Source organism: Variovorax sp. J22G73, from assembly GCF_030317035.1.
Taxonomy (GTDB): domain Bacteria; phylum Pseudomonadota; class Gammaproteobacteria; order Burkholderiales; family Burkholderiaceae_C; genus Variovorax.
Window position 1 is genome coordinate 1,180,722 of record NZ_JASZYK010000001.1, and the last position, 25,695, is coordinate 1,206,416.

The 25,695-nt window shown below is 68.3% G+C and carries 26 protein-coding genes and 1 tRNA gene; 22 read left to right on the forward strand and 5 right to left on the reverse strand.

Annotated elements, in window-relative coordinates; translation table 11 throughout:
* Window positions 1-100 precede the first annotated feature (100 nt).
* The 3 genes from QTI51_RS05595 to QTI51_RS05605 form a co-directional block, all read right to left on the reverse strand.
* Window positions 101-388: a hypothetical protein gene (locus tag QTI51_RS05595; RefSeq protein ID WP_116908657.1), complete on the reverse strand. Its 288-nt coding sequence runs from the start codon at window positions 386-388 to the stop codon at window positions 101-103.
* A 155-nt stretch (window positions 389-543) separates the two neighbouring features.
* Window positions 544-617, reverse strand: a tRNA-Gly gene (locus tag QTI51_RS05600).
* Window positions 618-690: 73 nt separating this feature from the next.
* Window positions 691-1,041 carry a hypothetical protein gene (locus tag QTI51_RS05605; RefSeq protein WP_133251713.1) on the reverse strand — a complete coding sequence of 117 codons (351 nt, stop codon included), beginning with the start codon at window positions 1,039-1,041 and terminating at the stop codon, window positions 691-693.
* Window positions 1,042-1,282: 241 nt separating this feature from the next.
* On the opposite strand from QTI51_RS05605, the gene QTI51_RS05610 reads away from it, so the two are divergent.
* The 3 genes from QTI51_RS05610 (at window position 1,283) to QTI51_RS05620 (ending at window position 2,589) form a co-directional block, all read left to right on the forward strand.
* Window positions 1,283-1,453, forward strand: coding sequence for a hypothetical protein (locus QTI51_RS05610; protein ID WP_286512462.1), 171 nt, complete (start codon window positions 1,283-1,285; stop codon window positions 1,451-1,453).
* A gap of 164 nt (window positions 1,454-1,617) precedes the next feature.
* Window positions 1,618-2,004 carry a hypothetical protein gene (locus tag QTI51_RS05615; RefSeq protein WP_116908660.1) on the forward strand — a complete coding sequence of 129 codons (387 nt, stop codon included), beginning with the start codon at window positions 1,618-1,620 and terminating at the stop codon, window positions 2,002-2,004.
* Window positions 2,005-2,304: 300 nt separating this feature from the next.
* Window positions 2,305-2,589: a hypothetical protein gene (locus tag QTI51_RS05620; protein WP_116908661.1), complete on the forward strand. Its 285-nt coding sequence runs from the start codon at window positions 2,305-2,307 to the stop codon at window positions 2,587-2,589.
* A gap of 465 nt (window positions 2,590-3,054) precedes the next feature.
* Here the strand turns inward: QTI51_RS05620 and QTI51_RS05625 are convergent, their stop codons facing one another.
* On the reverse strand, window positions 3,055-3,372 hold the full coding sequence (locus QTI51_RS05625; protein WP_116908662.1) for a hypothetical protein: 318 nt from the start codon (window positions 3,370-3,372) through the stop codon (window positions 3,055-3,057).
* A gap of 238 nt (window positions 3,373-3,610) precedes the next feature.
* Window positions 3,611-4,435, reverse strand: a complete 825-nt coding sequence (locus QTI51_RS05630; RefSeq protein WP_116908663.1) for a ferritin-like domain-containing protein — start codon at window positions 4,433-4,435, stop codon at window positions 3,611-3,613.
* Window positions 4,436-4,688: 253 nt separating this feature from the next.
* Here QTI51_RS05630 and alaS point away from each other — a divergent pair, with 253 nt between their 5' ends.
* The 19 genes from alaS (at window position 4,689) to QTI51_RS05725 (ending at window position 25,679) form a co-directional block, all read left to right on the forward strand.
* Window positions 4,689-7,313, forward strand: coding sequence for an alanine--tRNA ligase (gene alaS, locus QTI51_RS05635; protein WP_286512459.1), 2,625 nt, complete (start codon window positions 4,689-4,691; stop codon window positions 7,311-7,313).
* 45 nt (window positions 7,314-7,358) lie between these two features.
* Window positions 7,359-8,375, forward strand: a complete 1,017-nt coding sequence (locus tag QTI51_RS05640; protein ID WP_116908665.1) for a 2-dehydropantoate 2-reductase — start codon at window positions 7,359-7,361, stop codon at window positions 8,373-8,375.
* 61 nt (window positions 8,376-8,436) lie between these two features.
* Window positions 8,437-9,705: a D-amino acid dehydrogenase gene (locus tag QTI51_RS05645; RefSeq protein ID WP_116908666.1), complete on the forward strand. Its 1,269-nt coding sequence runs from the start codon at window positions 8,437-8,439 to the stop codon at window positions 9,703-9,705.
* A 205-nt stretch (window positions 9,706-9,910) separates the two neighbouring features.
* Window positions 9,911-10,894, forward strand: a complete 984-nt coding sequence (locus QTI51_RS05650; protein WP_116908667.1) for a Bug family tripartite tricarboxylate transporter substrate binding protein — start codon at window positions 9,911-9,913, stop codon at window positions 10,892-10,894.
* Window positions 10,895-10,924: 30 nt separating this feature from the next.
* The gene (locus QTI51_RS05655; protein ID WP_116908668.1) at window positions 10,925-11,740 is read left to right on the forward strand and encodes an SDR family oxidoreductase; all 816 of its coding nucleotides are present in this window, start codon (window positions 10,925-10,927) and stop codon (window positions 11,738-11,740) included.
* A gap of 40 nt (window positions 11,741-11,780) precedes the next feature.
* Window positions 11,781-12,329, forward strand: a complete 549-nt coding sequence (locus QTI51_RS05660) for a cupin domain-containing protein (protein WP_116908669.1) — start codon at window positions 11,781-11,783, stop codon at window positions 12,327-12,329.
* An 8-nt stretch (window positions 12,330-12,337) separates the two neighbouring features.
* A complete protein-coding gene (locus QTI51_RS05665) occupies window positions 12,338-13,219 on the forward strand; it encodes an alpha/beta fold hydrolase (RefSeq protein ID WP_286512456.1) in 882 nt (293 codons plus the stop codon).
* A 39-nt stretch (window positions 13,220-13,258) separates the two neighbouring features.
* Window positions 13,259-14,101, forward strand: a complete 843-nt coding sequence (locus QTI51_RS05670; protein ID WP_116908670.1) for an IclR family transcriptional regulator — start codon at window positions 13,259-13,261, stop codon at window positions 14,099-14,101.
* A gap of 48 nt (window positions 14,102-14,149) precedes the next feature.
* Complete coding sequence (locus tag QTI51_RS05675) at window positions 14,150-14,986, forward strand: SDR family oxidoreductase (RefSeq protein ID WP_116908671.1); 837 nt, start codon at window positions 14,150-14,152, stop codon at window positions 14,984-14,986.
* The gene (locus QTI51_RS05680; protein WP_116908672.1) at window positions 14,979-16,694 is read left to right on the forward strand and encodes a thiamine pyrophosphate-binding protein; all 1,716 of its coding nucleotides are present in this window, start codon (window positions 14,979-14,981) and stop codon (window positions 16,692-16,694) included. Before QTI51_RS05675 ends, QTI51_RS05680 begins: the two co-directional genes overlap by 8 nt.
* Before the next feature lie 11 nt (window positions 16,695-16,705).
* The gene (locus tag QTI51_RS05685) at window positions 16,706-17,506 is read left to right on the forward strand and encodes an aspartate dehydrogenase (RefSeq protein WP_165840295.1); all 801 of its coding nucleotides are present in this window, start codon (window positions 16,706-16,708) and stop codon (window positions 17,504-17,506) included.
* 16 nt (window positions 17,507-17,522) lie between these two features.
* Window positions 17,523-18,998, forward strand: coding sequence for an aldehyde dehydrogenase (locus tag QTI51_RS05690; RefSeq protein WP_116908674.1), 1,476 nt, complete (start codon window positions 17,523-17,525; stop codon window positions 18,996-18,998).
* Between the two features lie 15 nt (window positions 18,999-19,013).
* The gene (locus tag QTI51_RS05695) at window positions 19,014-19,985 is read left to right on the forward strand and encodes a VOC family protein (RefSeq protein WP_116908675.1); all 972 of its coding nucleotides are present in this window, start codon (window positions 19,014-19,016) and stop codon (window positions 19,983-19,985) included.
* 26 nt (window positions 19,986-20,011) lie between these two features.
* A complete protein-coding gene (locus QTI51_RS05700; protein WP_116909083.1) occupies window positions 20,012-21,019 on the forward strand; it encodes a tripartite tricarboxylate transporter substrate binding protein in 1,008 nt (335 codons plus the stop codon).
* A gap of 10 nt (window positions 21,020-21,029) precedes the next feature.
* Window positions 21,030-22,205 (forward strand): FAD-dependent monooxygenase, encoded by a 1,176-nt coding sequence (locus tag QTI51_RS05705; protein ID WP_116908676.1) that lies wholly within the window; start codon window positions 21,030-21,032, stop codon window positions 22,203-22,205.
* Between the two features lie 39 nt (window positions 22,206-22,244).
* Complete coding sequence (locus tag QTI51_RS05710; RefSeq protein WP_116908677.1) at window positions 22,245-22,466, forward strand: recombinase-like helix-turn-helix domain-containing protein; 222 nt, start codon at window positions 22,245-22,247, stop codon at window positions 22,464-22,466.
* Between the two features lie 11 nt (window positions 22,467-22,477).
* Complete coding sequence (locus QTI51_RS05715; protein ID WP_116908678.1) at window positions 22,478-23,548, forward strand: Rieske 2Fe-2S domain-containing protein; 1,071 nt, start codon at window positions 22,478-22,480, stop codon at window positions 23,546-23,548.
* 19 nt (window positions 23,549-23,567) lie between these two features.
* Window positions 23,568-24,536, forward strand: a complete 969-nt coding sequence (locus tag QTI51_RS05720; protein WP_116908679.1) for a PDR/VanB family oxidoreductase — start codon at window positions 23,568-23,570, stop codon at window positions 24,534-24,536.
* Window positions 24,537-24,575: 39 nt separating this feature from the next.
* Window positions 24,576-25,679: a porin gene (locus tag QTI51_RS05725; protein ID WP_116908680.1), complete on the forward strand. Its 1,104-nt coding sequence runs from the start codon at window positions 24,576-24,578 to the stop codon at window positions 25,677-25,679.
* The last annotated feature ends 16 nt before the right edge of the window (window positions 25,680-25,695 follow it).

Consider the following 25,695-nt stretch of genomic DNA (forward strand, 5'->3'; position numbering starts at 1 on the left):
TGTCCGGGGCCGTCGCACAGGCGGTCAGAAGGGCACAGAGAAGCAGGGCGAACAGCGGTTTCATGGCCGGCTCCAAAAGCCTCCGAAAGGCTTCAAAAGGTCAGTCGATGCGGATCTCGAAGTACGCCTCGTCGGCTTCGCCCAGTGCGCGAAAGCCCGCCGTCTTGGCCGACTCGTAGGCCTTGGCCCAGGTGGCGGCCAGGGCGAGCTCGTCCTTGCCGAGCTCGTCGGCGCTGGACTCGCTGGCGTTCTCGAAGGCCTTGAGTGCGGGCGCGACGCCGTCCTCGCCCAGCAGCTTGTCCAGTTCGCGGCGGAAGCGCGATTCCGCGGAGGCGATGACATCGGCCGGCGCGTCGGGGAAATCGATCAGTTTCACGGTGTAGCTCATGGGGCGGATGCTACGTGATGAAACATCGCCGCGGTCTTTGAAGTTCGAGCTGGTGCAGTCGGCTGCGCGGCGGCTGCCGGCGCATCGCGGCGCGTGGGCTTGCCGGCGGCTTGAGGGATCAGGGGGGAGGGACGCAGGCCTCGTGGAGGCTTTTTTGGAGCGGGTGAAGGGAATCGAACCCTCGTCAGTTGCTTGGGAAGCAACAGCTCTGCCATTGAGCTACACCCGCATCGGGCAACCGTCGAACGCGTGTGCGGCGAAAAAACGGAAGCCGCGAGTATAGGCGCTCGCGATGCGGCGTCTCAGCAATGGCCGTCGTCTTCGCGCAGCTCGTACATGCCGGTGCCGGGCAGGCGGCCGGCCGGCTTTTTCGAAAGGTCCAGCCACGCCGGCCCGACCTCGATTCGCGCGCAGGACGCCGCGTCGCCCTGCACGCTGTCGACCACCACCGTGAAGCCCCGCTCGCGCAGTTGGTCGACGGCCGCGGTGTTCAGCGCGTTGCCCTGGAACAGGACGCGCGTCGCCAGCCGGTGCGCGTGAAAGAACGCTTCGTAGCCGACGCCCGGCAGGGTCTTCGCGACTTCGTTCCATCTCAAGGCTAGCCGTGCGCTCTCCGGCCACGGCTGGACCGCCAGCGCCTTCAGCGCCGCCACGACCCGCTCCATCTCACTTGCGCCCGACATCTCCACCTCATTCAAGTTTGGCGGGATGGTAGCTCGGCGAAATGGCACGCAAGGGACTATTTCACAGGCGCAGCGCGTGCAGGAATCCTTCGTTAATACTTGTGAATTAGTTCCTGGGCCTGGGTGTGTTCGAAACCTATGCTCGGCTCCTATGCGAGCGCCTTCTTCTCATCTGGACCTTCCCGACGGCTGGTCGGCGGACTTCGAAATCATGAGAACGGTGCACGGCTCGTACGCCGGCATCGCCAAGCTGAGCCTGCAGGGCGTGGACAAGTGCGCGCTGGTGATCACGCAGCAACTCACCTGGGACGGCGCCTTCGAGCGCGCATGCATTCGGGCCGCCCACTTCGTCAGGGAGTGGAGGGCCAGCCCGCGCGACTGATGTGCGTGACTGATCTGCGTGACCGACTCGAGCGGCGAAGCCCGAGTCGTTCGGCGCAGGTCGTGTGACATCTGGGAACGTTCTTCACCGAAGCGATGTGATCGGTGCCGGGGCGACAAGCGTTGTCTGTGCATCGGGATTGTTCCCGCACTTCTGGAGACGACGTGACCCTTCATAGAAACAGCCTCAAGTTGGCCGTGGCAGGTGCGATTGCCGTCGGTGCGCTCTTCGCCAGTGCCGCCGCGAGCGCTGGCACGAGCTGGTCGATCGGCGTGAACGTTCCGGGCATCGTCGTCGGCACGCCGGCCCCGGTGTACTACGAGCCCGCGCCGGCGTACTCGCCGCCGGCCCCGGTCTATTACCAACCGCCGCCGCCGGTGCGCTATCGCCCGGCGCCGGTCTACGAGCCGGCACCGGTCTACTACGAGCCTGGCCGTCGATGGGACCATGAAGCGCGTTTCGAAGAACGCCGTGAAGAGCGCCGCGAATGGCGCCGTCGCGAATGGGAGCGCCGCGAGCACTATCGCCGCTACCACGAAGACCGCGATTGATCGAGTCCGGCTGAAGGTGGTGTGGCGCGGTGACGCCGCCGCACCCGCCTTCGGCAAATTATTTTCGGCCGTGCCTCTTTCGCAGGCACCGCGTTGCAGGCCACGCCAGGCAACGCTTCGGCGCGATTCGCACATGGTTTTCCACAGCATTGTCCCCATCGGGCAGGGAAAACGCGTCACCGCGCTGTGGTAAGCGGCGCAAACAAGGTAGCCCGAGGGTAAGTCGCGCGACTACAGACCTGCGGGGCCTTGCGGGAGGAACATGGCGCGTGCGCACCGTTGCGCAAAAAGGAGCGTGAAATGACGTTCGACTTCCTGTTTCGCCCCGCCCACACCGCTTACCTCCGGCGCGCCGCCGCCCTGCTCGAAGAGGCGCAGATGGCGCGCATCGAGCACCAGGCCGCGGCGGAGCATCACGCGGCGCTCGCCCGGATGTACGCGGAGCGGGTCGCCCGGCTGGAGAACGAGCTGTTCCGGTCCTCGCGCAGCACCGAGCATGTGCCCACCGACCCAAGCCTCGACGACCGGCCGCAGCTGTATTCGCTGGACACGAGCCGCAAGCCGGGCCTGACTTCTGCCAGTTAATGCCAGTCGATGCCAGCTGACTGCGTGAGTCGTCGAGAAGTCTTCGGGCAAAAAAATACCCGCCGAAGCGGGTGGGAGGAGCCCGTTGACGGGGCGCGCTCTAAGAAAACAGAGAGCTCTTCTTTTGTACGGCCCTGTTGCGTGACAGCATCTGAATGGTCGATGGGGATCTTGGGCGCGCGTGTCAGTCAGAAACAGTCAGCGGCCGTAGGACACTCATTGAAACGTGAACTATTTGGCAGTTTTTTGGCGCCTATTTGGCGTCGCATGGCTTGCGCTCCAAGGGCCATTTCGGAAGTGTCGGTCCTGTCCGACAAGGGGTAGGCTTCCGAAGCCCTAGATTTTGTTGACTCGCTTTTCAGTGCGAGTTCTCTGTGTGTGACAGCACTCAAGAGGTTCACAACCCAGCCTTGTGCTGGGTTTTTTTTATCTGCCCAGCCTTAGGCCGGGCTTTTTTTAGGGCTTTTATTTCAGCAACTCGAACTGGAACGCCGTCGCATGCGGCCTGCTCAGCAGCGGCGCTGCGCGCTCGGTTGCATGGTCCCAGGCCTCGCGCCACACGCGCGCATGGGCCTTCTGTGTTTCGCTCAGGGTCTCGGCGCCCGATTCAAGCTGGCTGGACCAGGCCCGGTAGCACTTGATCACGCGGGGCGGCGCGCCGATGTGCTGTTCGAGCAGTCGCAGGAAAGTGAAGCGCACCTCCATCAGGTCGCGAATGGAAAGATCGGAGCCTTCCAGGCGAATGGTGTAAGGGTGCTCGCGGTGGGGTGTGGGTTCAAACATCGGACTCGCATGCAAAAGGCTGCGAGCCGACTTGCCACGGAGCGGCTTGCCGCTCTTCCGAAGGACTCAGGCCTCGCCTCTAGAAAGGTATGAGCGGCGGATACTAGCGAGCCAACGGTTGCAAAAACCGGAACGGCCGTCTCGCTTTCTCGTTTTGCGTGACTTCGTTTGCATACCGCGCGCGTAAGTTGTACGCAGCACCCGTTTGAGACCGCCCGAGACCGTGCGGCGACCGGTTTCAGCGCAGGAACACGTGCTGCATGAACTGCCGGATCGGGTACTGGATCACCGTCTGCACCTTCGCCGGCAGTTCCAGCGGCCGCATCAGCATCTTCAGCGTGGTGGCGGCGCTCAGGTTGGTGCGGATGGTGCTGTTCATGCGCGCGCTCAGCGCCTGCACATAGGCGGTGTCGGTGGCTCGCTCGGGCGAGCGCGCCTTCACCACGTGGCGGATCGCGCAGTCGGCATCCTCGCTCTTCAGCTCCAGCGTGCGCCGCCCGATGGTGCCGAAGACGCGGAAGCGGCTCAGGCGCTCCTGCTCGCGGTAGCGGCGAAAGAAGCGATAGAAGTGCTTGTAGTGGCTGACCTCGTCGGTCGCGATGCGGGTGGCCAGGTCTTGCAGCACCGGCTCGTCGGTGCTGCGCGCCATGGCGCGGTAGTAGGTGGCAGTGCCGGTCTCGACCACGCAGCGCGCGGTCATTTCCAGGGCGCGGGTCGGGCCCAGCAGCTCGACCTTGCAGTAGGTGGCGTATTCCTCGAGGAAGCCCTGATAGGCGGTGTCCCATTCGAACTCGGGCCACACATGGCGCACGTAGGCGCGAAGGGCCTTGCCGTGCTGCAGTTCCTCGAGCTCCCAGTGGTTGGACAGCCAGTCGGTGACTTCGTCGTCGCCCTTGAAGTAGTCGACCAGGTTCTGGGTGTAGAGGTCGGAGCCGCTTTCGATGAAAGAGGCGGACGTCACCAGGTAGAAGAGGTTCTCGTCAGGGCGGACCTTGTCGAGCGCGATGCGCGAGAAATCGAGGTCTTCGATCTGCCAGTGTTGTTCCGCCTCTTGGCTTGCCATGCGAACTCCTTGATCTTTTGTGTCCGTACAAGTACGGATGGCGCCGACCGTATTTGGTTCTCGTTTTTTGCGCCGGGTCACATATTAGCCGCGGCGCCCGCAGCCTGCAGTTTGCCTTGGGGCGGCGCGGGTGTCATGGCCAAACCTATAATCGTTTGTTCAAGCAAATCAAGCAGTTAGGCCGGTTCGCCGCAGTGGGTTCGACACAGGGTCGCCATCGCCGCGCCGCCCTCGACAGAAGACGAATCCAAAGATGAGCCAGCCCACATTCACGGTCGCGGACATCCGCAAGACCTTTCTCGATTTCTTCGCTTCCAAGGGCCACACGGTGGTGCCCTCGAGCTCGCTGGTGCCGGGCAACGACCCGACGCTGATGTTCACCAACTCGGGCATGGTCCAGTTCAAGGACGTGTTCCTGGGCGAAGACAAGCGCAACTACGTGCGCGCCGCCTCGGTCCAGGCCTGCCTGCGCGCCGGCGGCAAGCACAACGACCTGGAGAACGTGGGCTACACCGCGCGCCACCACACTTTCTTCGAGATGCTGGGCAACTGGAGCTTCGGCGACTACTTCAAGCGCGAATCGCTGAAGTGGGCCTTCGAACTGCTCACCGAGGTCTACAAGCTGCCGGCCGAAAAGCTCTGGGCCACCGTCTACATCGAGGACGACGAGGCCTACGACATCTGGACCAAGGAAATCGGCCTGCCGCCCGAGCGCGTGGTGCGCATCGGCGACAACAAGGGCGGACGCTACATGTCCGACAACTTCTGGATGATGGCCGACACCGGCCCCTGCGGCCCGTGCTCCGAGATCTTCTTCGACCACGGCCCCGAGATCCCCGGCGGCCCGCCCGGCAGCCCCGATGAAGACGGCGACCGCTACATCGAGATCTGGAACAACGTGTTCATGCAGTTCGACATGCAGCCCGACGGCTCGGTCAAGAAGCTGCCTGCGCCCTGCGTCGACACGGGCATGGGCCTGGAGCGGCTGGCCGCAATCCTGCAGCACGTGCACAGCAACTACGAGATCGACATCTTCGACGCGCTCATCAAGGCAGCCGCGCGTGAAACCGGCGAAAAAGACCTGGGCAACAACTCCCTGCGCGTGATTGCCGACCACATCCGCGCCACCTCGTTCCTGGTGGCCGACGGCGTCATCCCGTCGAACGAAGGCCGCGGCTACGTGCAGCGCCGCATCATTCGCCGCGCCATCCGCCACGGCTACAAGCTGGGCCAGAAGAAGCCCTTCTTCCACCAGCTGGTGCCCGACCTCGTGAAGCTCATGGGCGACGCGTACCCCAAGCTCGTGGCCGACGAGAAGCGCATCACCGACACGCTGAAGGCCGAGGAAGAACGCTTCTTCGAAACGCTGGCCAACGGCATGGAAATCCTCGACGCGGCACTGGCCGGCGACGCCAGGACGCTGCCCGGCGAAGTGGCCTTCAAGCTGCACGACACCTACGGCTTTCCGCTCGACCTGTCGGCCGACGTGTGCCGCGAGCGCGGCGTGAGCGTGGACGAGGCCGGCTTCAACGCCGCCATGGAAAAGCAGAAGGCCGCGGGCCGCGCGGCTGGCAAGTTCAAGATGGACCGCAACGTCGAATACGCCGGCGCGGGCAACACCTTCACCGGCTACGAACACCTCGAGGAAAACGCCAAGGTCGTGGCGCTGTACTTCGAAGGCGCTGCGGTGAACGAACTGAAGGAAGGCCAGCCCGGCATCGTGGTGCTCGACACCACGCCCTTCTATTCAGAGAGCGGCGGCCAGGTCGGCGACCAGGGCGTGCTCGTGGCCGAAGGCGTGCAGTTCGGCGTGGAAGACACGCAGAAGATCAAGGCCGACGTGTTCGGCCACCACGGCACGCAGACGCAAGGCACGCTGAAGGTGGGCGACGCGGTGAAGGCCGCCGTCGACATCGAACGCCGCAACGCGACCATGCGAAACCACTCGGTCACCCACCTGATGCACAAGGCCCTGCGCGAAGTGCTGGGCGACCACGTGCAGCAGAAGGGCTCGCTGGTCGACGCCGACAAGACGCGCTTCGACTTCGCGCACAACGCCGCCGTCACGCGCGAGCAGATCCTGGAGATCGAGAAGCTCGTGAACGCCGAGGTGCTGGCCAACGCGCCCACGCAGGCCCGCGTGATGGACATGGAGTCGGCCCAGAAGACCGGCGCCATGATGCTGTTCGGCGAGAAATACGGCGAGACCGTGCGCGTGCTCGACATCGGCACGAGCCGCGAGCTGTGCGGCGGCACCCACGTGGGCCGCACCGGCGACATCGGCCTGTTCAAGATCGTGAGCGAAGGCGGCGTAGCCGCCGGCGTGCGCCGCATCGAAGCCGTGACCGGCGCCAATGCGCTGTCTTACCTGCAAGACCTGGAGTCGACCGTGCAGAGCGTGGCCGCCACGCTGCGCACGCCGGCCGCCGAGCTGCAGGGCCGGCTCACCCAGGTGCTCGACCAGGTGAGGGCGCTGGAGCGCGAGGTGGGTGCGCTCAAGGGCAAGCTCGCATCGTCGAAGGGCGACGAGCTCGTGTCGCAGGCGGTGGACGTCAAGGGCCTGAAGGTGCTGGTCGCCAAGCTCGACGGCGCCGACGCCAAGACCCTGCGCGACACCATGGACAAGCTCAAGGACAAGCTGAAGACCGCCGTCATCGTGCTGGCCGCTGCCGACGGCGACAAGGTGCAGATCGCGGCCGGCGTCACGGCCGACAGCACGGGCAAGGTCAAGGCCGGCGAGCTGGTCAACTTCGTGGCCCAGCAGGTCGGCGGCAAGGGCGGCGGCAAGGCCGACATGGCCATGGCCGGCGGCACCAACGCGGCGGGCCTCGCGGCCGCGCTGGCCTCGGTGCAGGCCTGGGTCACCGAACGCGCCTGACCCTCACACTGGCCTCACCAGCGCTCCACCGGACACACGCACTTCATGCAAGAAGACATCCCCGGTGAAGTGCTCGTGATGGGGGCCGGCACCATCGGTTGCTTCATCGGCGGCAGCCTGGCGGCCGCCGGCGTGCCCGTGACCTTCGTCGGCCGCCCGCGCGTGCTCGACAAGCTCGCCACGCACGGCATGACGCTCACCGACATGGACGGCGCCACGCGCAGGCTGCCCGCGGCCACGCTGCAGCTCAGCGAGCAGGTGCCCGTCGGCGCGCGGCCCGAGCTGGTGCTGTTGTGCGTGAAGAGCGGCGCCACCGCCGAGGCCGCGGGCGAGCTGGCCTTCGCGCTGCCCGCGGGCACCACGGTGGTGTCGCTGCAGAACGGCGTGTCCAACTGCGCCTCGGCCTCGCAGACCGGCCCCTCGCTCAACGTGCGCGCCGGCATGGTCCCCTACAACGTGGCCGAGATCGGCCCCGGTGCCTTCCACCGCGGCACCCCCGGGCGCCTGGCCGCCGAAGACGACGCGGCATTGCGCCCGTGGCTCGCCGTGTTCGAGCGGGCGGGCGTTCCCATCGACCTGCATCCCAACCTGCTGCCCGTGCAGTGGGGCAAGCTGATGCTCAACCTGAACAACCCGGTGAATGCGCTGTCGGGCCTGCCGCTGCGCGAAGAGCTCATGCAGCGCGGCTACCGCCGCTGTTTCGCGTCGCTGATCGACGAGGCGCTGAGCATCCTCAACGTGGCGGGCATCGCGCCCGCGCAGGTGGCGGCGGTGCCGGCGCACCGGCTGTCGGGCCTGCTGCGGCTGCCCGACTGGCTCTTTCGCATCGTCGCGGCGCGCATGCTGCGCATCGACGCCAAGGCGCGCTCCAGCATGGCCGACGATCTGGCGCTGGGCCGGCGCACCGAAATCGATTCGCTCAGCGGCGAGGTCGTGCGCCTCGCGCAAGAGCACGGCCTGAGCGCGCCGCGCAACGCGCGCATGGTCTCGCTGCTCGAGGCCTGGCCGCAACAGCCCAAGCGCTGGACGGCACGGCAATTGCAGGACGCGCTGGGCCTCTAGCGCCCGGCCCTGTACCCTCGGCGCCATCGCGTTGGATGGCGGCTTCGAAAGGGTACTTTTCATGCAGGTCCTGATTCTCGGCAGCGGTGTCATCGGCACCTCGGTGGCTTACTACCTGGCGCGCGCCGGGCACGAGGTGACGGTGCTGGAGCGCCAGCCCGCGCCCGCGCTCGAAACCAGCTTCGGCAACGCGGGCGAGGTGTCGCCGGGCTACTCGGCGCCATGGGCCGGGCCCGGCGTGCCGGTCAAGGCCGTCAAGTGGCTGCTCATGCGGCACAGCCCGCTGGTCATCAAGCCCATGCTCGACCCGGCCATGTGGCGCTGGGGCCTGTCGATGCTGCGCAACTGCACGCAGGCGCGCTACGAGCTCAACAAGGGCCGCATGGTGCGCCTGGCCGAGTACAGCCGCGATTGCATGATCGCCCTGCGCGCCGACACCGGCATCGCCTACGACGAGCGCATGCAGGGCACGCTGCAGCTCTTTCGCACGCAGCAGCAGCTCGACGGCACGGCGAAAGACGTGGAAGTGCTGAAGGCGTCCGGCGTGCCCTACCAGGTGCTCGACCGCGAAGGCTGCGTGCAGTACGAGCCCGCGCTGGCGGCGGTGAAGCACAAGTTCGTCGGCGGCCTGCGCCTGCCGGGCGACGAGACGGGCGACTGCTTCAAGTTCACGCAGGCGCTGGCCAGGCTGGCCGAGGCCGAGGGCGTGCGCTTCAGGTTCGGCGTGAACATCCAGGCCATCGAGCACGACGCAAGCGATGCGAGCAAGGGCGTGACCGCCGTGCGCACCGACGCCGGCAGCTTCACCGCCGAGCGCTACGTGGTCGCGCTCGGCAGCTATTCGCCCGCGCTGGTCGCGCCGCTGGGCATCGACCTGCCGGTGTATCCGGTGAAGGGCTTCTCCATCACCGTGCCCATCACAGATGCCGGCGGCGCGCCCGAATCGACCGTGATGGACGAGACCTTCAAGGTCGCGGTCACGCGCCTGGGCGACCGCATACGCGTGGGCGGCACGGCGCAGCTCTCGGGCTTCGACCTGCGGCTGGACGCCGGCCGCCGCGACACGCTGGAGCACGTGGTCACCGACCTGTTTCCGCGTGGCGGCAACGTGCGCGACGCCTCGTTCTGGACCGGCCTGCGCCCGATGACGCCCGACGGCACGCCCGTCATCGGTGCCACCCGCATTCCCAACCTGATGCTGAGCACCGGCCACGGCACGCTCGGCTGGACCATGGCGGCCGGCACCGGCCGCGTGATGGCCGACCTGCTCTCTGGCAGGGCGCCCGACATCGACATGGAAGGCCTCACCGTGGCCCGCTACGGCGGTTGAAGGCGCGAGCGCGCAGCACCACTCGACAGCACCAGCAACGCAGGGCGGCCCCCAAAAGGCCGCCCTGTTTTCTTTGGGTTACGACATACAGGGTTTCTACCTAGTCACGAAGTTGTCTTCGTCGGTATTCTTCGTGGCGTTCCATTAATAAATCGTTGTTTCATTAGAGAAACAAACCGAAAACCCTTCCGACCCCACGGACCCGATGAAACACACCCGCCGCCACGCCGTCGCTGCCGCCCTGTCCTTGGTCGCCGCCTGCTCCTGGGGACTCGCCTGGGCCGACAACTATCCGTCGAAGCCGATCACGCTCGTCGTCGCGTATCCGGCCGGCGGCGACACCGATGCGCTGGCGCGGCTCTTCGCCGAAAAGCTCGCCACGCGCGTCGGCCAGCCGGTGGTGGTCGACAACCGCCCGGGCGCCAGCGGCATCATCGGCAGCGCCTTCGTGTCCAAGGCCGCGCCCGACGGCTACACGCTGCTGCTCGCGCCCAGCACTTTTTCCATCGCGCAGCTGGTGCTGAAGACCAACGGCTCCTCGGGCTACGACGTGCTCAACGGCTTCACGCCCATCGTGCAGACCGGCAGCCAGCCGCTGTTCCTGGTGGCCGGCGGCGGCAGCAACCTGGCGAGCGCCAAAGACGCCGTGGCCGCCGCAACGAACGGCAAGACGCTCAGCTACGCCAGCCCCGGCAGCGGCTCGCCGATGCACATCTTGGGCGAGATGTTCGCGCGCGCCTCGGGCGCCAGCCTTGCGCACGTGCCCTACAAGGGCGTGGCCCCGGCCGTCAACGACGTGCTCGGCGGGCACGTGCCCGTCACCTTCATCACGCTCGGGCCGGTGGCGCCGTACTTCGCCAACGCCAAGCTGCGCCCGCTGGCGGTGGCCTCGGCCCGGCGCTCGCCGCTCGCGCCCCACGTGCCCACGCTGGCGGAGCAGGGCTACGGCGGCGTCGAGGTCACGGCTTGGAACGGCCTCTGGGGCCCGCGCAACCTTTCGCCCGAGATCGTGAAGACGCTCAACGGCCACTTCAACGAGATCCTGAAGATGCCCGACATCGTCGCGCGCATGGCCGTGCTCGGCACCACGCCTGTGGGCGGCAGCGCCGACGTGCTCGCCAAGACCAACGCCGCCGACTACGCGCGCTTCAGCAAGGTCATCAAGGAGCTCGGCATCCAGGCCGACTGAACGTTACGAACAGCCCCCCGTAGAGACCCCATGACCGAACCCAAAGCCATTCCCGACGCATCGAGCCTGCAGGCGCTGCTGGCCGAACTGCCCGCCAACCTGCTGGCCGGACGCCGCGTGCTCGTCACCGGCGGCGCGCGCGGGCTGGGCCTGGCCTTTGCGCAGTGCATCGCCGCGGCGGGCGCCAGCGTGGTGCTGGCCGACATCCTCGGCGACCTGGCCCAGACCGAGGCGAAGGCGCTGCGCGACGCGGGCCGCACGGCGCATGCGCTGCAGGTCGACCTGTCGAACCCCGACGCCATCGTCGCCTGCGCCGATGAAGCCGTTCGCCTGCTCGGCGGGCTCGACGGCCTCGTCAACAACGCCGCCATCACCAACTCGGGCGGGCGCGACGCGCACCAGCTCGAGGTCGACATGTGGGACCGCGTGATGAACGTCAACGTGCGCGGCAGCTGGCTCATGGGCCGCGCCTGCCGCGCCGCGCTCGCTGAAAGCGGCCGCGGCGCCATCGTCAACCTGGCGTCCGACACGGCGCTGTGGGGCGCGCCCAACCTGCTGGCCTACGCGTCGAGCAAGGGCGCCGTCATTGCCATGACGCGCTCGTTGGCGCGCGAATGGGGCGGCGACAACATCACCGTCAACGCGGTGGCGCCCGGCCTCACGCTGGTCGAGGCCACCGAGTACGTGCCCATGGCGCGCCACCAGAAATACCTCGAAGGCCGCGCCATTCCGCGCGAGCAGCAGGCCGCCGACGTGTGCGGCGCCACGCTGTTCCTGCTGTCCGGCCTGTCGCGCTTCGTCACGGGCCAGTTGCTGGCCGTGAACGGCGGCTTCGCGATGCACTGAGGCAGCCCCCCGAATTTTTTCCGACCAAGGAGTGAACCCCATGAGCGATTTGTCCGAGCAACAGAAGATCAGCGATGCACCCGCCACCACCCTGGCGCAGCCCGAAGGCAGCAGCCTCGCGGAGTGGATGAACAGCCGCATCGCGCGCTACGAGACCCGCAAGTACGACTGGGACGCGCTGAAGTTCCAGGCCGACTTCGACCCCAAGTTCCGCCGCGCGCAGATGCGCTACGTGGGCACCGGCGGCACCGGCGTGGCCAAGGACGTCAACACCGTGCCCGCCGAGCACTTCACCTTCTCCACCATGGTGATCCCGGCCGGCCACGAAGGTCCGCCGCACCTGCACACCGACGTGGAAGAGGTGTTCTTCCTGATCCGCGGCAAGCTCAAGGTGGTGATCGAGAAAGACGGCGAGCGCTTCGAGACCGTCATGACCGACCGCGACCTCATCTCCGTGCCGCCCGGCGTGTACCGCGAAGAGATCAACATCGGCGACGAAGACGCGCTGATGTGCGTGATGCTCGGCGCGAAGAAGCCCGTGACGCCGACCTACCCGGCCGACCATCCGCTGGCGAAGATCAAGCGCTGAGAACGGCCATGAGCAACATCGCCGCACCGAACGCATTCGATCCGCAGACCCTGCCGGCTTCCGAGCTGGCGCGGCTCGACGCCCGCTTTCCCGCCCGCAACGTCGCGGTCGGCGGCGGTGCCGTGGTGTCGGTGCGCGAATGCGGCAAGGGGCCGGTGGTCGTGTCCCTGCACGGCATCGGCTCCGGCGCGGCCTCGTGGATCGACACCGCGGCGCTGCTCGCGTCGCAGGCGCGCTTCATCGCATGGGACGCACCGGGCTACGGCGAATCGACACCGCTCGATGCCGATGCCCCCGCAGCCGCCGACTACGCCGCGCGGCTGGGCGCCTTGCTCGACGCGCTCGACATCGACTCGTGCGTGCTGGCCGGCCATTCGCTGGGCGCCATCGTGGCGGCCTCGGCCGCGCGCACGGATGCACGAACCAGCGCACGCATTCGCCGGCTGGTGCTCGTGAGCCCCGCCATCGGCTACGGCGCACCGGCACGTGCCGAAGCGCGCGCCAAGGTCCGCGCCGAGCGCCTGGCCACGCTCGACGAACTCGGCATTGCCGGCATGGCCGCCAGGCGCGCCGGCCGGCTCGTGTCCGACAAGGCCAGCGAACACGCCCGCCAGTGGGTGCGCTGGAACATGGCCCGGCTGAACGACCGCGGCTACCGCCAGGCCGTCGAGCTGCTGTGCAACGCCGACCTGCTGGCCGACCTGCCGCCGCCCATGCCGGTGCGCGTGGCCTGCGGCGCGCTCGACGCGGTCACGCCGCCGGCCGCCTGCGAAACGGTGGCGCGCCAGTGCGGCGTGCCGCTCGAATTGGTGGACGATGCGGGCCACGCCGGCTATGTGGAACAACCACAGGCCGTCGCCACGCTGCTGCGCGAATCGCTCGCCGGCTGAGTCCGCAACGAACACAAGACATCCAAGGAAACCACAGGCATGGCCAACAACAACAACGACGGCGAAGTGATGGAAGAGGGCGCCGACCGCTACAACGTGCCCGCGCTGGAGCGCGGCCTGCGCGTGCTGTGCGAGTTCAGCCGCGAGAACCGCACGCTCTCCGCGCCCGAGCTGGCGCGCCGCTTCGACCTGCCGCGCTCCACCGTGTTCCGCCTGCTCACCACGCTGGAGAACATGGGCTTCCTGGAGCGCACCGAGGGCGGGCGCGACTACCGCCTGGGCATGGCCGTGCTGCGCCTGGGCTTCGAGTACCTGGCCTCGCTGGAGCTCACGCAGCTGGGCACGCCGCTGCTCAACCGGCTGAGCGACGAGCTGCGCACGCCCTGCAACCTGGTGGTGCGCGACGGCCGTTCCATCGTGTACGTGGCCAAGGTGGCGCCGCCCACGCCCTTCGCCAGCTCGGTCAGCGTGGGCACGCGGCTGCCGGCCCACGCCACGGTGCTCGGGCGCATCCTGCTCGAAGACCTCACGCTGCCGCAGCTGCGCGCGCTGTACCCCGAAGACAAGCTGGAAACCTTTTCGCCGAGCACGCCCAAGACCGTGAACGAGCTGTTCGACATGGTGCAGGCCGACCGCCAGCGCGGCTATGTGCTGGGCGAGGGCTTCTTCGAATCGAACATCTCCAGCGTGGCCGCCCCCGTGCGCGACCACAGCGGCCACATCGTGGCGGCGCTGGGCGCGACCGTTACCGCGAGCCACATCGAAGAGAGCCGCATCGACGAGATGGTGCAGCGCGTGCGCGGCACCGCCGACGAGATCTCGGGCCTGCTCAATTACTCGCCCGCGCGCACCGCCAAGGTGGTGCCGCTGCGTTCGGCCTGAAAAAAAAGTCGCGACACGACACGACACCGACCGCATCACTCCGACGACATGACTTCCCCAGCGCCTTCTTCCTTCTTCGCCGCCAACGCACTGGCGGGCCGCGTGGCCGTGGTCACGGGCGGCTCCTCGGGCATCGGCCTGGCCACCGTCGAGCTGCTGCTCGGTTGCGGCGCCGCCGTGGCGCTGTGCGGTCGCAATGCCGGGCGGCTCGACGCCGCCGTGGCCGGCCTGCGCAGGCAGCACCCGAAAGCCAGGCTGTTCGCGCAGCCCTGCGACGTGCTCGACGCCGGCTCGGTGCGGGCCTTTGCCGCCGCCAGCGAGGCCGCGCTCGGCCCGGCCGCCATGCTCGTCAACAACGCGGGGCAGGGCCGTGTCTCCACCTTCGCCGACACCGACGACGCGGCCTGGACCGAAGAGCTCAACCTGAAGTTCTTCTCGGTGATCAACCCCACGCGCGCCTTTTTGCCGCAACTGGCCTCGCAGCGCACGGCGCTGGGCGATGCGTCCATCGTCTGCGCCAACTCGCTGCTGGCGCGCCAGCCCGAGCCGCACATGGTCGCCACCTCGGCCGCGCGCGCCGGCCTGCTGAACCTGGTGCGCTCCATGGCCACCGAGTTCGCGCCTCAGGGCGTGCGCGTGAACGGCATCCTGATCGGGCTGGTCGAGTCGGGCCAGTGGCGCCGCCGTTTCGAGGCGCGCGAAGACAAGTCGCAAGACTGGGCCGCCTGGAGCGGCCAGCTCGCCAGGAACAAGCACATCCCGCTGGGTCGGCTGGGGCTTCCGGGCGAAGCCGCGCGCGCGATCCTTTTCCTTGCTTCACCGCTCGCGTCGTACACGACGGGCAGCCACATCGACATCTCTGGAGGCCTTTCGCGCCATGCATAACCCCACGAACAACAACACAGTCACCGTCGGCGCCGTCGTCGCCGCCTTTCTCGAGCAGTGCGGCGTCAAGGCCGCCTTCGGGGTGATCTCGATCCACAACATGCCCATCCTCGATGCCTTCGCGCAGCGCGGCGCCGTGCGCTTCGTGCCGGCGCGCGGCGAGGCCGGCGCGGGCAACATGGCCGACGCCTATGCGCGCTCCACCGCCAGCCTGGGCGTGTGCCTCACCAGCACCGGCCCGGCCGCCGGCAACATCGCCGGCAGCCTGGTCGAAGCGCTGACGGCCGGCGCGCCGCTGCTGCACATCACGGGGCAGATCGAGACGCCCTACCTCGACAAGGGCATGTCGTACATCCACGAGGCGCCCGACCAGCTCACCATGCTCAAGGCCGTGTCCAAGGCGGCCCTGCGCGTGCGCAGCGTGGAAACGGTGCTGGGCACGCTCAAGCGCGCCGTGCAGCTCGCCATGACGGCGCCGACCGGCCCGGTGAGCGTCGAGATTCCGATCGACATCCAGTCCGCGCTGACCACGATGCCGGCCGACCTGTCGCCCCTGCCCATCGAGCTGCCCGTGCCGTCGAAGGCGGCGCTCGATGCGCTGGCCACGCGCCTGGCCGCGGCCAGGCGCCCGATGCTGTGGGTCGGCGGCGGCGCGCGCCATGCGGGCGCGGCCATCCGCCGCCTGCAGAAACTGGGCTTCGGCGTGGTCACGACCACGCAGGGCCGCGGCACGGTGCCCGAGGACGACGCCGGTTCGCTCGGCTCGTACAACATCCACAAGCCGGTCGAGGCGCTCTACCAGCGCTGCGACGCGATGCTGGTGGTCGGCTCGCGCCTGCGCGGCAACGAAACGCTGAAGTACGAGCTGAAGCTGCCGCGCCCGCTGCTGCGCATTGACGCCGACGCCGCCGCCGAAGGCCGCGGCTACGCCACCGAGCAGTTCGTCTGCGGCGATTCGGCGCTGGCCCTCGACGGCCTGGCCGACCGCCTCGAAGCCGCGAACTACCAGGCTGACCCCGCGCTGCTCACCGAGCTGCGCGCTGCGCACGCGCAGGCGGTGGCCTCGCTCACCGACGGCCTGGGGCCTTACGCTGAGCTGGTGAAGGCGCTGCAAGCGGCGGCCGGGCGCAACTTCAACTGGGTGCGCGACGTGACCGTGTCGAACAGCACCTGGGGCAACCGCGAGCTGCGCATCTTCGCGCCCAGCGCCGGCGTGCACGCCACGGGCGGCGGCATCGGGCAGGGCATGCCGATGGCCATCGGCGCGGCCGTGGGAGCGGCGGAAACCGCATCGGGCCGCAAGACCTTCTGCCTGGCCGGCGACGGCGGCTTCATCCTGAACCTGGGCGAGCTCGCCACCGCCGTGCAGGAAAAGGCGGACATGGTCATCGTGCTCATGAACGACAAGGGCTACGGCGTCATCAAGAACATCCAGGACGCGCAGTACGGCGGGCGCCGCTGCTACGCCGACCTGCACACGCCCGACTACGCGCTGCTGTGCAAGTCGCTGCAGCTGCCGCACACCCGCGTGCAGCGCATCGACGAGCTGAAGGCCAAGCTGGGCGAGGCGCTGGCGCAGAAGGGCCCGTTCCTGCTGGAGATCGACATGCTCTCCATCGGCGATTTCAAGAGCGCCTTCGCCGGTCCGCCGACCAACACCGTCACGCAGATTCCGGCGCTCGGCAAGGCCGCCGCTTCGGTGGAGTGAGGCAAGTGAACGTGCTGCGCATTGCTCTCATCGGCTGCGGTGCCATCGGCACCTCGGTGCTCGAACTGCTGCGGGGCGACGCCGCGCTGCAGGTGGTCGCCGTCGTCGTGCCCGCCGAGGGCGTGGCCGCGGCGCAAGACGCCGTGCGGCAGCTCGCACCCGGCGTGCAGGTGGCCAGCAGCGTGCCGGCCAGCGGCATCGACCTGGTGGTCGAGACCGCGGGGCATGCCGCCATCGAGCAGCATGTGCTGCCCGCGCTCGCGCGCGGCACGCCCTGCGTCGTGGCGTCGGTCGGTGCGCTGTCGGCCGCCGGCTTCGCCGAGCAGCTCGAGGCCGCCGCCGTCGCGGGCCGCACGCAGGTGCAGCTGATTGCGGGGGCCATCGGCGCCATCGACGCGCTGGCCGCCGCGCGCATCGGCGGCCTAGACAGCGTGCGCTACACCGGACGCAAGCCGCCGCAGGCATGGAAGGGCACGCCGGCCGAACAGGGCCGCGACCTCGATGCGCTGGCGCAGCCGGCCATCATCTTCGAAGGCAGCGCGCGCGAAGCGGCCCTGCTGTACCCGAAGAACGCCAACGTGGCGGCCACCGTGTCGCTCGCGGGGCTGGGGCTCGACCGCACGCTGGTGCGCCTCATTGCCGACCCCGCCACCACGGAGAACGTGCACACGGTCGAAGCCGAAGGCGCCTTCGGCAGCTTCGAGCTGACCATGCGCAACAAGCCGCTCGCGGCCAACCCCAAGACTTCCGCGCTCACCGTGTACAGCGCCGTGCGCGCGCTGCGCAACCGCGTGGCGCCCCTTGCCATCTGAGCCTTCGAGTGACCCCATGATTTCTTCCGAACTCCTTCCGATCTGCATCGCCGGCGAATGGCGCCTGGGCGGCGGCGACGTCTACGAAAGCCTGTACCCCGCCACCGGCGAGCCCATCGCGCGCCTGAAGGCCGCGAGCCTGGCCGACGTGGAAGAGGCCATCAGCCGCGCCGACCACGCCTTTCGCACCAGCGGCTGGGCGCAGCGCCTGCCGCACGAACGCGCCGCCGTGCTGCACCGCGTGGCGCAGATCATTCGCGAAGAGGGCGAGTCGCTGGCGCAGAAGCAGCGCCTGGACAACGGCAAGCCCATCACCGAAACCCGCAATCTGGTGGCCAGCGCCGCGGGCACCTTCCAGTTCTTTGCCGCCGCGCTGGAAACGCTCGAAGAAACCATCACGCCCTCGCGTGGCGCCTTCGTCACCCTGAGCGTGCACGAGCCCATGGGCGTGGTCGCGGCCATCACGCCGTGGAACTCGCCCATTGCCAGCGAGGCGCAAAAGCTCGCGCCCGCGCTGGCCGCGGGCAACGCGGTGGTCGTGAAGCCGGCCGAAGTGACGCCGCTGATGGCGCTGGAGCTGGCCCGCATCTGCGAGCTGGCCGGCGTGCCCAAGGGCATCGTGAGCGTGCTGCCGGGCCGGGGCTCGGTGATTGGCGACGCCATCACCAAGCACCCGCTGGTCAAGCGCGTGTCGTTCACCGGCGGCACCACCACCGGCAAGCACATCGCGCACATCGCGGCCGACAAGATGATGCCGGTGTCGCTGGAGCTGGGCGGCAAGTCGCCGACCATGGTGCTGGAAGACGCCGACCTCGACCACGCGGTGAACGGCGTGCTGTACGGCATCTTCAGTTCGTCGGGCGAGTCGTGCATCGCGGGTTCGCGCCTGTTCGTGGCGCGCGGCATCTACGACGAATTTCTCACCCGCCTGTCCGAAGGCGCCAACGCGCTGCGCGTGGGCGACCCGGCGTCGGAACGCACGCAGATGGGCCCGCTCATCACCGCGAAGCACCGCGAAGGCATCGAGCGCTACGTGGAGCTCGGCGTATCCGAAGGCGGCAGGATTCGCACGGGCGGCGTACGCCCGCATGGCGCCGGCTATGACCACGGCTACTTCTACAAGCCGACCATCATCGAAGGCCTGGGCAACAGCGCGCGCACCACGCAGGAAGAAATCTTCGGCCCCGTGCTGGTCGCGATGCCCTTCGACAACGAAGAAGAACTCATCGCCCAGGCCAACGACAGCGTGTACGCGCTTGCGGCCGGCGTGTGGAGCCGCGACTTCAAGCGCGCGTGGAAGCTGGGCCGCGCGGTGCAGGCCGGCACCGTATGGGTCAACACCTACAAGCAGTTTTCCGTGTCCACGCCGTTCGGCGGCTGGCGCGACAGCGGCCTGGGCCGCGAGAAGGGCCGCGAAGGCATCTTCCAGTACATGGAGCAGAAGAGCATGTACTGGGGCACCAACGAACAGCCCCTGCCTTGGGCGAACTGAAAGGCAAGACACACCATGAGCGTACTTGGCATCGACCAGATCACCTACGGCGCGGACGACCTGCCCGCATGCCGCCAGTTCTTCGAGGACTGGGGCCTCGCACTGAAGGCGCAGGCGCCCGACGAACTCGTGTTCGAGTGCCTCAACGGCTGCAAGGTCGTCGTCGCGGCGTCGAACAAGCAGGGGCTGCCGCCCGCTATGGAAGAGGGCCCGACCTTGCGCGAAGTGGTGTGGGGCGTGCAGGGCGATGCCGACCTCGACCGCTACGCCGCCGCCATCGCGCAAGAGCCGGCCTTCTTCGACACCACCGTCGACGGCGCGCGCCGCATCGGCTGCATCGACCCCAACGGGCTGGCCGTGCGCCTGCAGGTCAGCCGCAAGCACGCGGTGCAAGTGGATTGCGGCGCCATGAACACCTGGAACGCCAAGCCGCGCATCAACCAGGCCGCGCCGGTCTACGAGCGCGCCACGCCCATCGAAGTGGGCCACGTGGTGTTCTTCGTGAGCGACGTGAAGGCCACGAGCGCGTTCTACGCGCAGCGCTTCGGCTTCGTCGCCTCCGACAGCTACCCCAACCGCGGTGCCTTCATGCGCTGCGCGCCCGAAGGCGGCCACCACGACCTGTTCCTGCTGCAGATTCCCTCGGGCAAGCGCGGGCTCAACCACGTGGCCTTCACGGTGCGCGACATCCACGAGGTGTTTGGCGGCGGCCTGCACTTTTCGCGGCGGGGCTGGGAGACACAACTGGGCCCGGGGCGCCACCCGGTGTCGTCCGCGTACTTCTGGTACTTCAAGAACCCGGCCGGCGGCCTCATCGAGTACTACGCCGACGAAGACCAGCTCACCGCCGACTGGCAGCCGCGCGAGTTCGAGCCCGGCCCCACCGTGTTCGCCGAGTGGGCGGTCGACGGCGGGCTCGACGGCCACACGCGCCGCCAGAAGAACGCGGAAGGCCCCAAAGGTGCTTTCCTGACCGAGAAGAAATGACCGCAGACCCCAGCCACCCGACCACCATGCAACGACGATTCCACCTTTCCGTCCTGTTCGCCGCACTGACTGCATTCGCCGCATTCACCGCGGCCGCTCCCGCGCACGCGCAACAGAAGACCGATGCGCAGAAGCAGCTCGCCAGCGAGCGCTTCACCCTCATCTCGCCGTTCCCGCCCGGCGGCCCGGTCGACACGCTGGCCCGCGTGCTGTCCGACGGCCTGGCCAAGCGCTACGGCCAGGCGGCCGTCGTCGACAACCAGGTCGGCGCGGCCGGCAACATCGGCATGGAGAAGGTCAAGCGCGCCAAGGGCGACGGCCACACGCTGCTGGTGATTCCGGCGGGCAACGTCACCATCAACCCGACGCTGATGCCCGCGTTTCCGTTCGATATGGCGAAAGACTTCGTGCCCATCACCATGCTGGCCAAGGCGCCCAACGTGCTGGTGGCCTCGCCCTCGTCGGGCATCAGGAACGCGAAGGAACTGGTGGCGCAGGCCAAGGCCAGGCCCAACACGCTGTCGTACGCCTCGCCCGGCGTGGGCAGCGGCCTGCACCTGGCGGGCGAGCTCTTCAAGCAGCAGGCCGGCATCGACATGCTGCACGTGCCCTACAAGGGCACGGCGCCCGCGCTCAACGACGTGCTGGGCGGCTCGGTGCCGCTCATGTTCAGCAACCTGCCGGCGACGCTGCCGTTCCTGAAGCAGGGCAAGCTGGTGGCCATCGGCATCACCGAGGCCCATCGCAGCGCCGCGGCGCCCGACATTCCCACGCTGGCGGAGCAGGGCATCCAGGGCGTGTCCGTCACTTCGTGGTACGGGCTGATGGCGCCCAGTGGCACGCCGCCCGCGGTGGTCGAGCAGCTCGCGAAGGATGCCGCCGAGATGCTCGCGCAGCCCGAGGTGCGCGAGCGCCTGAAGCTGCAGGGCATGACCGACGCGGCCATGAAGCCGGCCGAGTTCGCCAGCTACATCCGCGATGAGACGGCCGTGTGGGCCAGGATCATCAAGGCCCGCAACATCGTTGCCGAGTAAGGACCGCGCCATGAAGACAAGCGAATCCACCATCGGCATCGTCGGTGCCGGCATCGGGGGCCTGGTGGCCGCCATTGCGCTGAAACGCGCGGGGCACGACGTGGTCGTGTTCGAGCAGGCGAAGCAGTTCGCCCGCGTGGGCGCGGACATCAACCTCACGCCCAACGCCGTGCGCGCGCTCGACGGCCTGGGCGTGGGCGAGGCGGCCCGCGTGACGGCGGCACGCCCGTCGCACCGCATCAGCCGCACCTACGACACGGGCGAAGAAACCTCGCGGCTCGAAATGGCCGACTCGGCCGAGCAGCGCTACGGCGCGCCGCAGCTCACCATCCACCGCGCCGACCTGCTGGCCGCGCTGGCCGACATGTTCCCGGCGGAGCAGGTCGTGCTGGGCAAGCGCGCCGGGAAGATCACGCCCGACGCGCAGGGCGTGACCGTGGACTTCACCGATGGCACCGGCGCGCGCGTCGGCGCGCTGATCGGCGCCGACGGCATCCACTCGTGCGTGCGCACCGCCATGTTCGGCGCCGAGAGCCCGCGCTTCACCGGCATCGTGGCGTACCGCGCCGTGGTGCCGGCCGAGCGCGTGGCCGGCGTGCCCAACCTGGGCGCCTTCACCAAGTGGTGGGGCCCGAACCCGCAGAGCCAGATCGTCACCTTCCCGCTGAACCGGGGCAGGGACATCTTCATCTTCGCGACCACGCCGCAAGACACCTGGCACCTGGAGTCGTGGACCGCGCCCGGCAGCGTCGACGAGCTGCGCGAGCAGTACGTGGCCTACCACCCCGAGGCGCGCGCCTTGCTCGACGCCTGCGACACGGTGCTGAAGACCGCGCTGTACGAACGCGACCCGATGCCCGCCTGGACGCAGGGCCGCATGGCGCTGCTGGGCGACGCAGCGCACCCGATGCTGCCCTTCATGGCGCAGGGCGCGGGCATGGCCATCGAAGACGCGGTGGTGCTCGCGCGCCACCTCGAGGGCGTGGCCATGGCCGACGTGCCCGCCGCGCTGAAAGACTTCGAGCGCGCCCGCATCGAACGCGCCAGCCAGGTGCAGCTCGGCTCGCGCGGCAACAACTGGCTGCGCGAAGGCGGCAACGCCGACTGGGTCTACGGCTACGACGCATGGAGCGCGCCACTGGGTTCACTGGGCGCGCCTGCCCACGCGGTTATGGCGCCCGCCTGAGCGCCGATTCATTTCCCCCTCACCCCACGGAGGCCCCCGATGCAACAAGACCGCTACCTGCAACCGCACCAGGCGCGCCAGCGCCCCGCGACCACCTACGAAGACCTGCTGGGCGACGTGATCGAACGCGCCTTCGCCGACGGCATCCACGACCTGCCCGGCCTGGTGCAGCGCCTGAACGACAGCGGCCTCGCCACGCCCGGCGGCCAGCCCTGGACCGAGGCGCTGTACCGCAAGGAAATGGCCGCGCTGGCCGCCTGAGAGGAACCCCCATGACCATCGCCATCCACCCCGCCGCGGCCGCGCATGCAGACCCGGTCGACCACCTGCTCGAGATCGGCCTGAAGGATCTCTGGTATCCGATCTGCCCCTCGCACTTCATCAAGGAGAACCCCGTTTCCCTGCGCCGTCTCGGCCGCAAGATCGCGTTGTGGCGCGATGGCGAGGGCGTGCTGCACGCGCTGGAAGACCGCTGCCCGCACCGCGGCGCGCCGCTGTCGCAGGGCGTGATCCTGGGCGACCGGCTCTCGTGCCCGTACCACGGCGTGGAAGTGCGGCACGACGGCGTGGTCACCCGCGTGCCCGGCAGCCCCGGCTGCAAGCTCGAAGGCTCGCAGGCCACGCGCCACTTTCATGTGCAGGAGCGCGCGGGCGCCGTGTTTCTCTACAACGCCAAGGAGCCGGTGGACGTGCCGCCGCCGCTGGTGCTGCCCGAGCAGCTGACGGACGACGCCGAGTACGGCGCCTTCCTCTGCTACACCGAGTGGAAGGGCGACTACCGCTACGTGCTCGACAACGTGATGGACCCGATGCACGGCACGTACCTGCACAAGCAGTCGCACTCGATGGCCGAGGGCGACTCGAGCGCCAGGTTCGGCATTCGCGCCACCGACACCGGCTTCGTGTTCGAGAAGGAAGGCCAGCGCAACGTCAACTTCGACTGGACCGAGTGGGCCGACACCGGCATCCACTGGATGCGCCTCGAAATCCCGTACCCCAAGACCGGCGGCCCCGGCGGCAACTTCATCATCGTGGGCGCGTTCTCGCCCATCGTGAAGGGCATGACGGCCACCTTCTTCTGGCGCGTGCGCAAGCTGCCCAACGACTGGCAGCGCGACACCTGGCGCTTCCTGTACAAGAACCGGCTCGAGGCGCGCCACTGGCACGTGCTGGAGCAGGACCGCGTGATGCTCGAGGAAATGGAGGCCGACGCCAACCAGCACGAGAACCTGTACCAGCACGACCTGGGCATCGTGCGGCTGCGGCGGCACATGCGCAACCTGGCGGTGGCGCAGCTGGCCGAATCAGCATCGTCGAACACGGCCGAAGCGGCCACGGCCTGAGCGGGGAGCGAGCGCAGCCATGTCTTCCCCCACGCTCAACGCCCTCGTGCACACCATGCGCTACGAGGCCGACGGCATCGTGAGCGTCGAGTTTCGGCCGGCCACGCCGGCCGTGGACTTTCCCGCCTTCGAGGCCGGTTCCCACATCGACCTGCACCTGCCCAACGGCCTGGTGCGCAGCTACTCGCTGTGCAACCCCGCGAGCGACCGCCAGCGCTACGTGGTGGGCGTGCTGAACGACCGCAAGAGCCGCGGCGGCTCGCGCTACGTGCACCAGCAGCTGCGCGTGGGCATGACGCTGCCCATCTCCGCGCCGCGCAACAACTTCAGGTTGCAGGAGGGCGCCGAGCGCTCGGTGCTGGTGTCCGGCGGCATCGGCGTGACGCCCATCTGGAGCATGCTGCAGCGGCTGGTGGCCATCGGCCGGCCGGTGGAGCTGGTGTACTGCGCGCGCACCCGCAAGGAGGCGGCCTTCTGCGAAGCCATCGAGGCGCTGGCCAAAGACAGGCAGGTGCAGCTCACCTGGCACTTCGACGACGAGCGCGGCGCGCCGCCGCAACTTGCCGCGCTGCTGGCCGGCAAGGGCGCCGACAGCCATTACTACTGCTGCGGCCCCACGCCGATGCTCGATGCCTTCGAGAAGAGCTGCGAGCAGCTGGGCTACGCCAACGCCCACATCGAGCGCTTCGCTGCCGTGCAGGTCGAAGCGCCGAGCGCCACGCAAGGCTGCGTGGTCGAGTGCGCGAAGAGCGGCAAGAGCGTCGAGGTGCCGGCGGGCAAGTCGATTCTCGACAGCCTGATCGACGCCGGGCTCAACCCCGACCACAGCTGCAAGGAAGGCGTGTGCGGCGCCTGTGAAACAGCGGTGCTCGAAGGGGAGGTCGAGCACCACGACGGCATCCTCACCAAGATCGAACGTGCATCGAACAAGACCATGATGATCTGCGTGTCTCGCTGCAAGGGCGAGCGGCTGGTGCTGGACATCTGAGGCCTGCGGGCCAACTAAAAAAACCACCAGGGAGTGTCAATGAGAAAGTACTTGCTCATGCTGGCGTCAGCCGGCATGGCCGGCGAAGCGCCGGCCCAGTCATCGGTCACGGTCTTCGGCGGGGTCGACCTGGCCGTCACGCACACGCGGGGGAGCGGCAACGGCGCGACCCGCAAGACGCAACTTGCCAGCAGCGGCAACGCGCCCAGCCGCCTGGGCTTCAGGGGCGTTGAAGACCTGGGCGGCGGACTGTCGGCGAACTTCTGGCTCGAAGCCGGCCTGGATGTCGACACCGGCACCGGGATTCATTCGAACACCAACAACCAGGCCAGCGGCAAGGGCGCACCCGGCGTCATGAGCTTCAACAGACGTTCGACGGTGGGCCTGGCCGGCCGCTTCGGCGAAGTGCGCCTGGGGCGCGACGTTCTTCCGACGTTCATGAACACGGGCGGCTTCGAGCCTTTCGGTGTCGGCGGCATTGGCGCGAACCAGATCTTCTTTTCGTCCCTCGGCGGCGTGATGTCGCCCATACCGTCGCGCATTTCGAACAGCGTCGGCTACTTTCTTCCGCCCGACCTGGGCGGCTTCTACGGGCAGGTGATGCACGCCATGGGCGAGAACGACTCGACCTCCGAGCTGCCGGGCACCGGCGCGTCCAGCAGGCGCGACGGCAACCACACCGGCTGGCGTCTGGGCTACGCCAACGGCAGCGTCAATGTCGCGGTGGCCTCTGGCACCACACGCTATGCGAACGGCACGCTTCGCGTGACCAATGCCGGTGCCGCATACCTCTTCGGCCCCTCGCTGATGAACCTGAAGCTCGTGGGTCAACTCCACGCCGATTCGAAGGGCGTGGCCGAGGGCAAGGGAATGTTGGTCGGCTTTCATCTGCCCATCGGCGCTGGCGAAATCAAAGGCGCGTACTCCCGCTACCGGCTCGATCCCGGACATGCGGCGCTGAAGCCCGCATCGTCGAAGCTGGCCTTGGGCTACGTGCACAACCTGTCGAAGCGCACCGCGCTGTATGCGACCGTGGCACGCGTCAGCAACAGCGATGGCGCTTCTCAGGCCCTTATGGGCGCTGTCACCGCGCGAAATCAGGCTTCCACCGGCGCCGAGTGCGGCATGCGCCATGTGTTCTAGAAGCTTGCCAGCGCAC

Coding starts and splice junctions, on each gene's coding strand:
- QTI51_RS05625 (WP_116908662.1), bottom strand. CDS start 3,372: ATGTTTGAACCCACACCCCACCGCGAGCACCCTTACACCATTCGCCTG.
- QTI51_RS05710 (WP_116908677.1), top strand. CDS start 22,245: ATGCAACAAGACCGCTACCTGCAACCGCACCAGGCGCGCCAGCGCCCC.
- QTI51_RS05645 (WP_116908666.1), top strand. CDS start 8,437: ATGCAGGTCCTGATTCTCGGCAGCGGTGTCATCGGCACCTCGGTGGCT.
- QTI51_RS05720 (WP_116908679.1), top strand. CDS start 23,568: ATGTCTTCCCCCACGCTCAACGCCCTCGTGCACACCATGCGCTACGAG.
- QTI51_RS05595 (WP_116908657.1), bottom strand. CDS start 388: ATGAGCTACACCGTGAAACTGATCGATTTCCCCGACGCGCCGGCCGAT.
- QTI51_RS05660 (WP_116908669.1), top strand. CDS start 11,781: ATGAGCGATTTGTCCGAGCAACAGAAGATCAGCGATGCACCCGCCACC.
- QTI51_RS05695 (WP_116908675.1), top strand. CDS start 19,014: ATGAGCGTACTTGGCATCGACCAGATCACCTACGGCGCGGACGACCTG.
- QTI51_RS05700 (WP_116909083.1), top strand. CDS start 20,012: ATGCAACGACGATTCCACCTTTCCGTCCTGTTCGCCGCACTGACTGCA.
- QTI51_RS05630 (WP_116908663.1), bottom strand. CDS start 4,435: ATGGCAAGCCAAGAGGCGGAACAACACTGGCAGATCGAAGACCTCGAT.
- QTI51_RS05620 (WP_116908661.1), top strand. CDS start 2,305: ATGACGTTCGACTTCCTGTTTCGCCCCGCCCACACCGCTTACCTCCGG.
- QTI51_RS05690 (WP_116908674.1), top strand. CDS start 17,523: ATGATTTCTTCCGAACTCCTTCCGATCTGCATCGCCGGCGAATGGCGC.
- alaS (WP_286512459.1), top strand. CDS start 4,689: ATGAGCCAGCCCACATTCACGGTCGCGGACATCCGCAAGACCTTTCTC.
- QTI51_RS05650 (WP_116908667.1), top strand. CDS start 9,911: ATGAAACACACCCGCCGCCACGCCGTCGCTGCCGCCCTGTCCTTGGTC.
- QTI51_RS05655 (WP_116908668.1), top strand. CDS start 10,925: ATGACCGAACCCAAAGCCATTCCCGACGCATCGAGCCTGCAGGCGCTG.
- QTI51_RS05680 (WP_116908672.1), top strand. CDS start 14,979: ATGCATAACCCCACGAACAACAACACAGTCACCGTCGGCGCCGTCGTC.
- QTI51_RS05725 (WP_116908680.1), top strand. CDS start 24,576: ATGAGAAAGTACTTGCTCATGCTGGCGTCAGCCGGCATGGCCGGCGAA.
- QTI51_RS05670 (WP_116908670.1), top strand. CDS start 13,259: ATGGCCAACAACAACAACGACGGCGAAGTGATGGAAGAGGGCGCCGAC.
- QTI51_RS05705 (WP_116908676.1), top strand. CDS start 21,030: ATGAAGACAAGCGAATCCACCATCGGCATCGTCGGTGCCGGCATCGGG.
- QTI51_RS05640 (WP_116908665.1), top strand. CDS start 7,359: ATGCAAGAAGACATCCCCGGTGAAGTGCTCGTGATGGGGGCCGGCACC.
- QTI51_RS05665 (WP_286512456.1), top strand. CDS start 12,338: ATGAGCAACATCGCCGCACCGAACGCATTCGATCCGCAGACCCTGCCG.
- QTI51_RS05715 (WP_116908678.1), top strand. CDS start 22,478: ATGACCATCGCCATCCACCCCGCCGCGGCCGCGCATGCAGACCCGGTC.
- QTI51_RS05675 (WP_116908671.1), top strand. CDS start 14,150: ATGACTTCCCCAGCGCCTTCTTCCTTCTTCGCCGCCAACGCACTGGCG.
- QTI51_RS05610 (WP_286512462.1), top strand. CDS start 1,283: ATGAGAACGGTGCACGGCTCGTACGCCGGCATCGCCAAGCTGAGCCTG.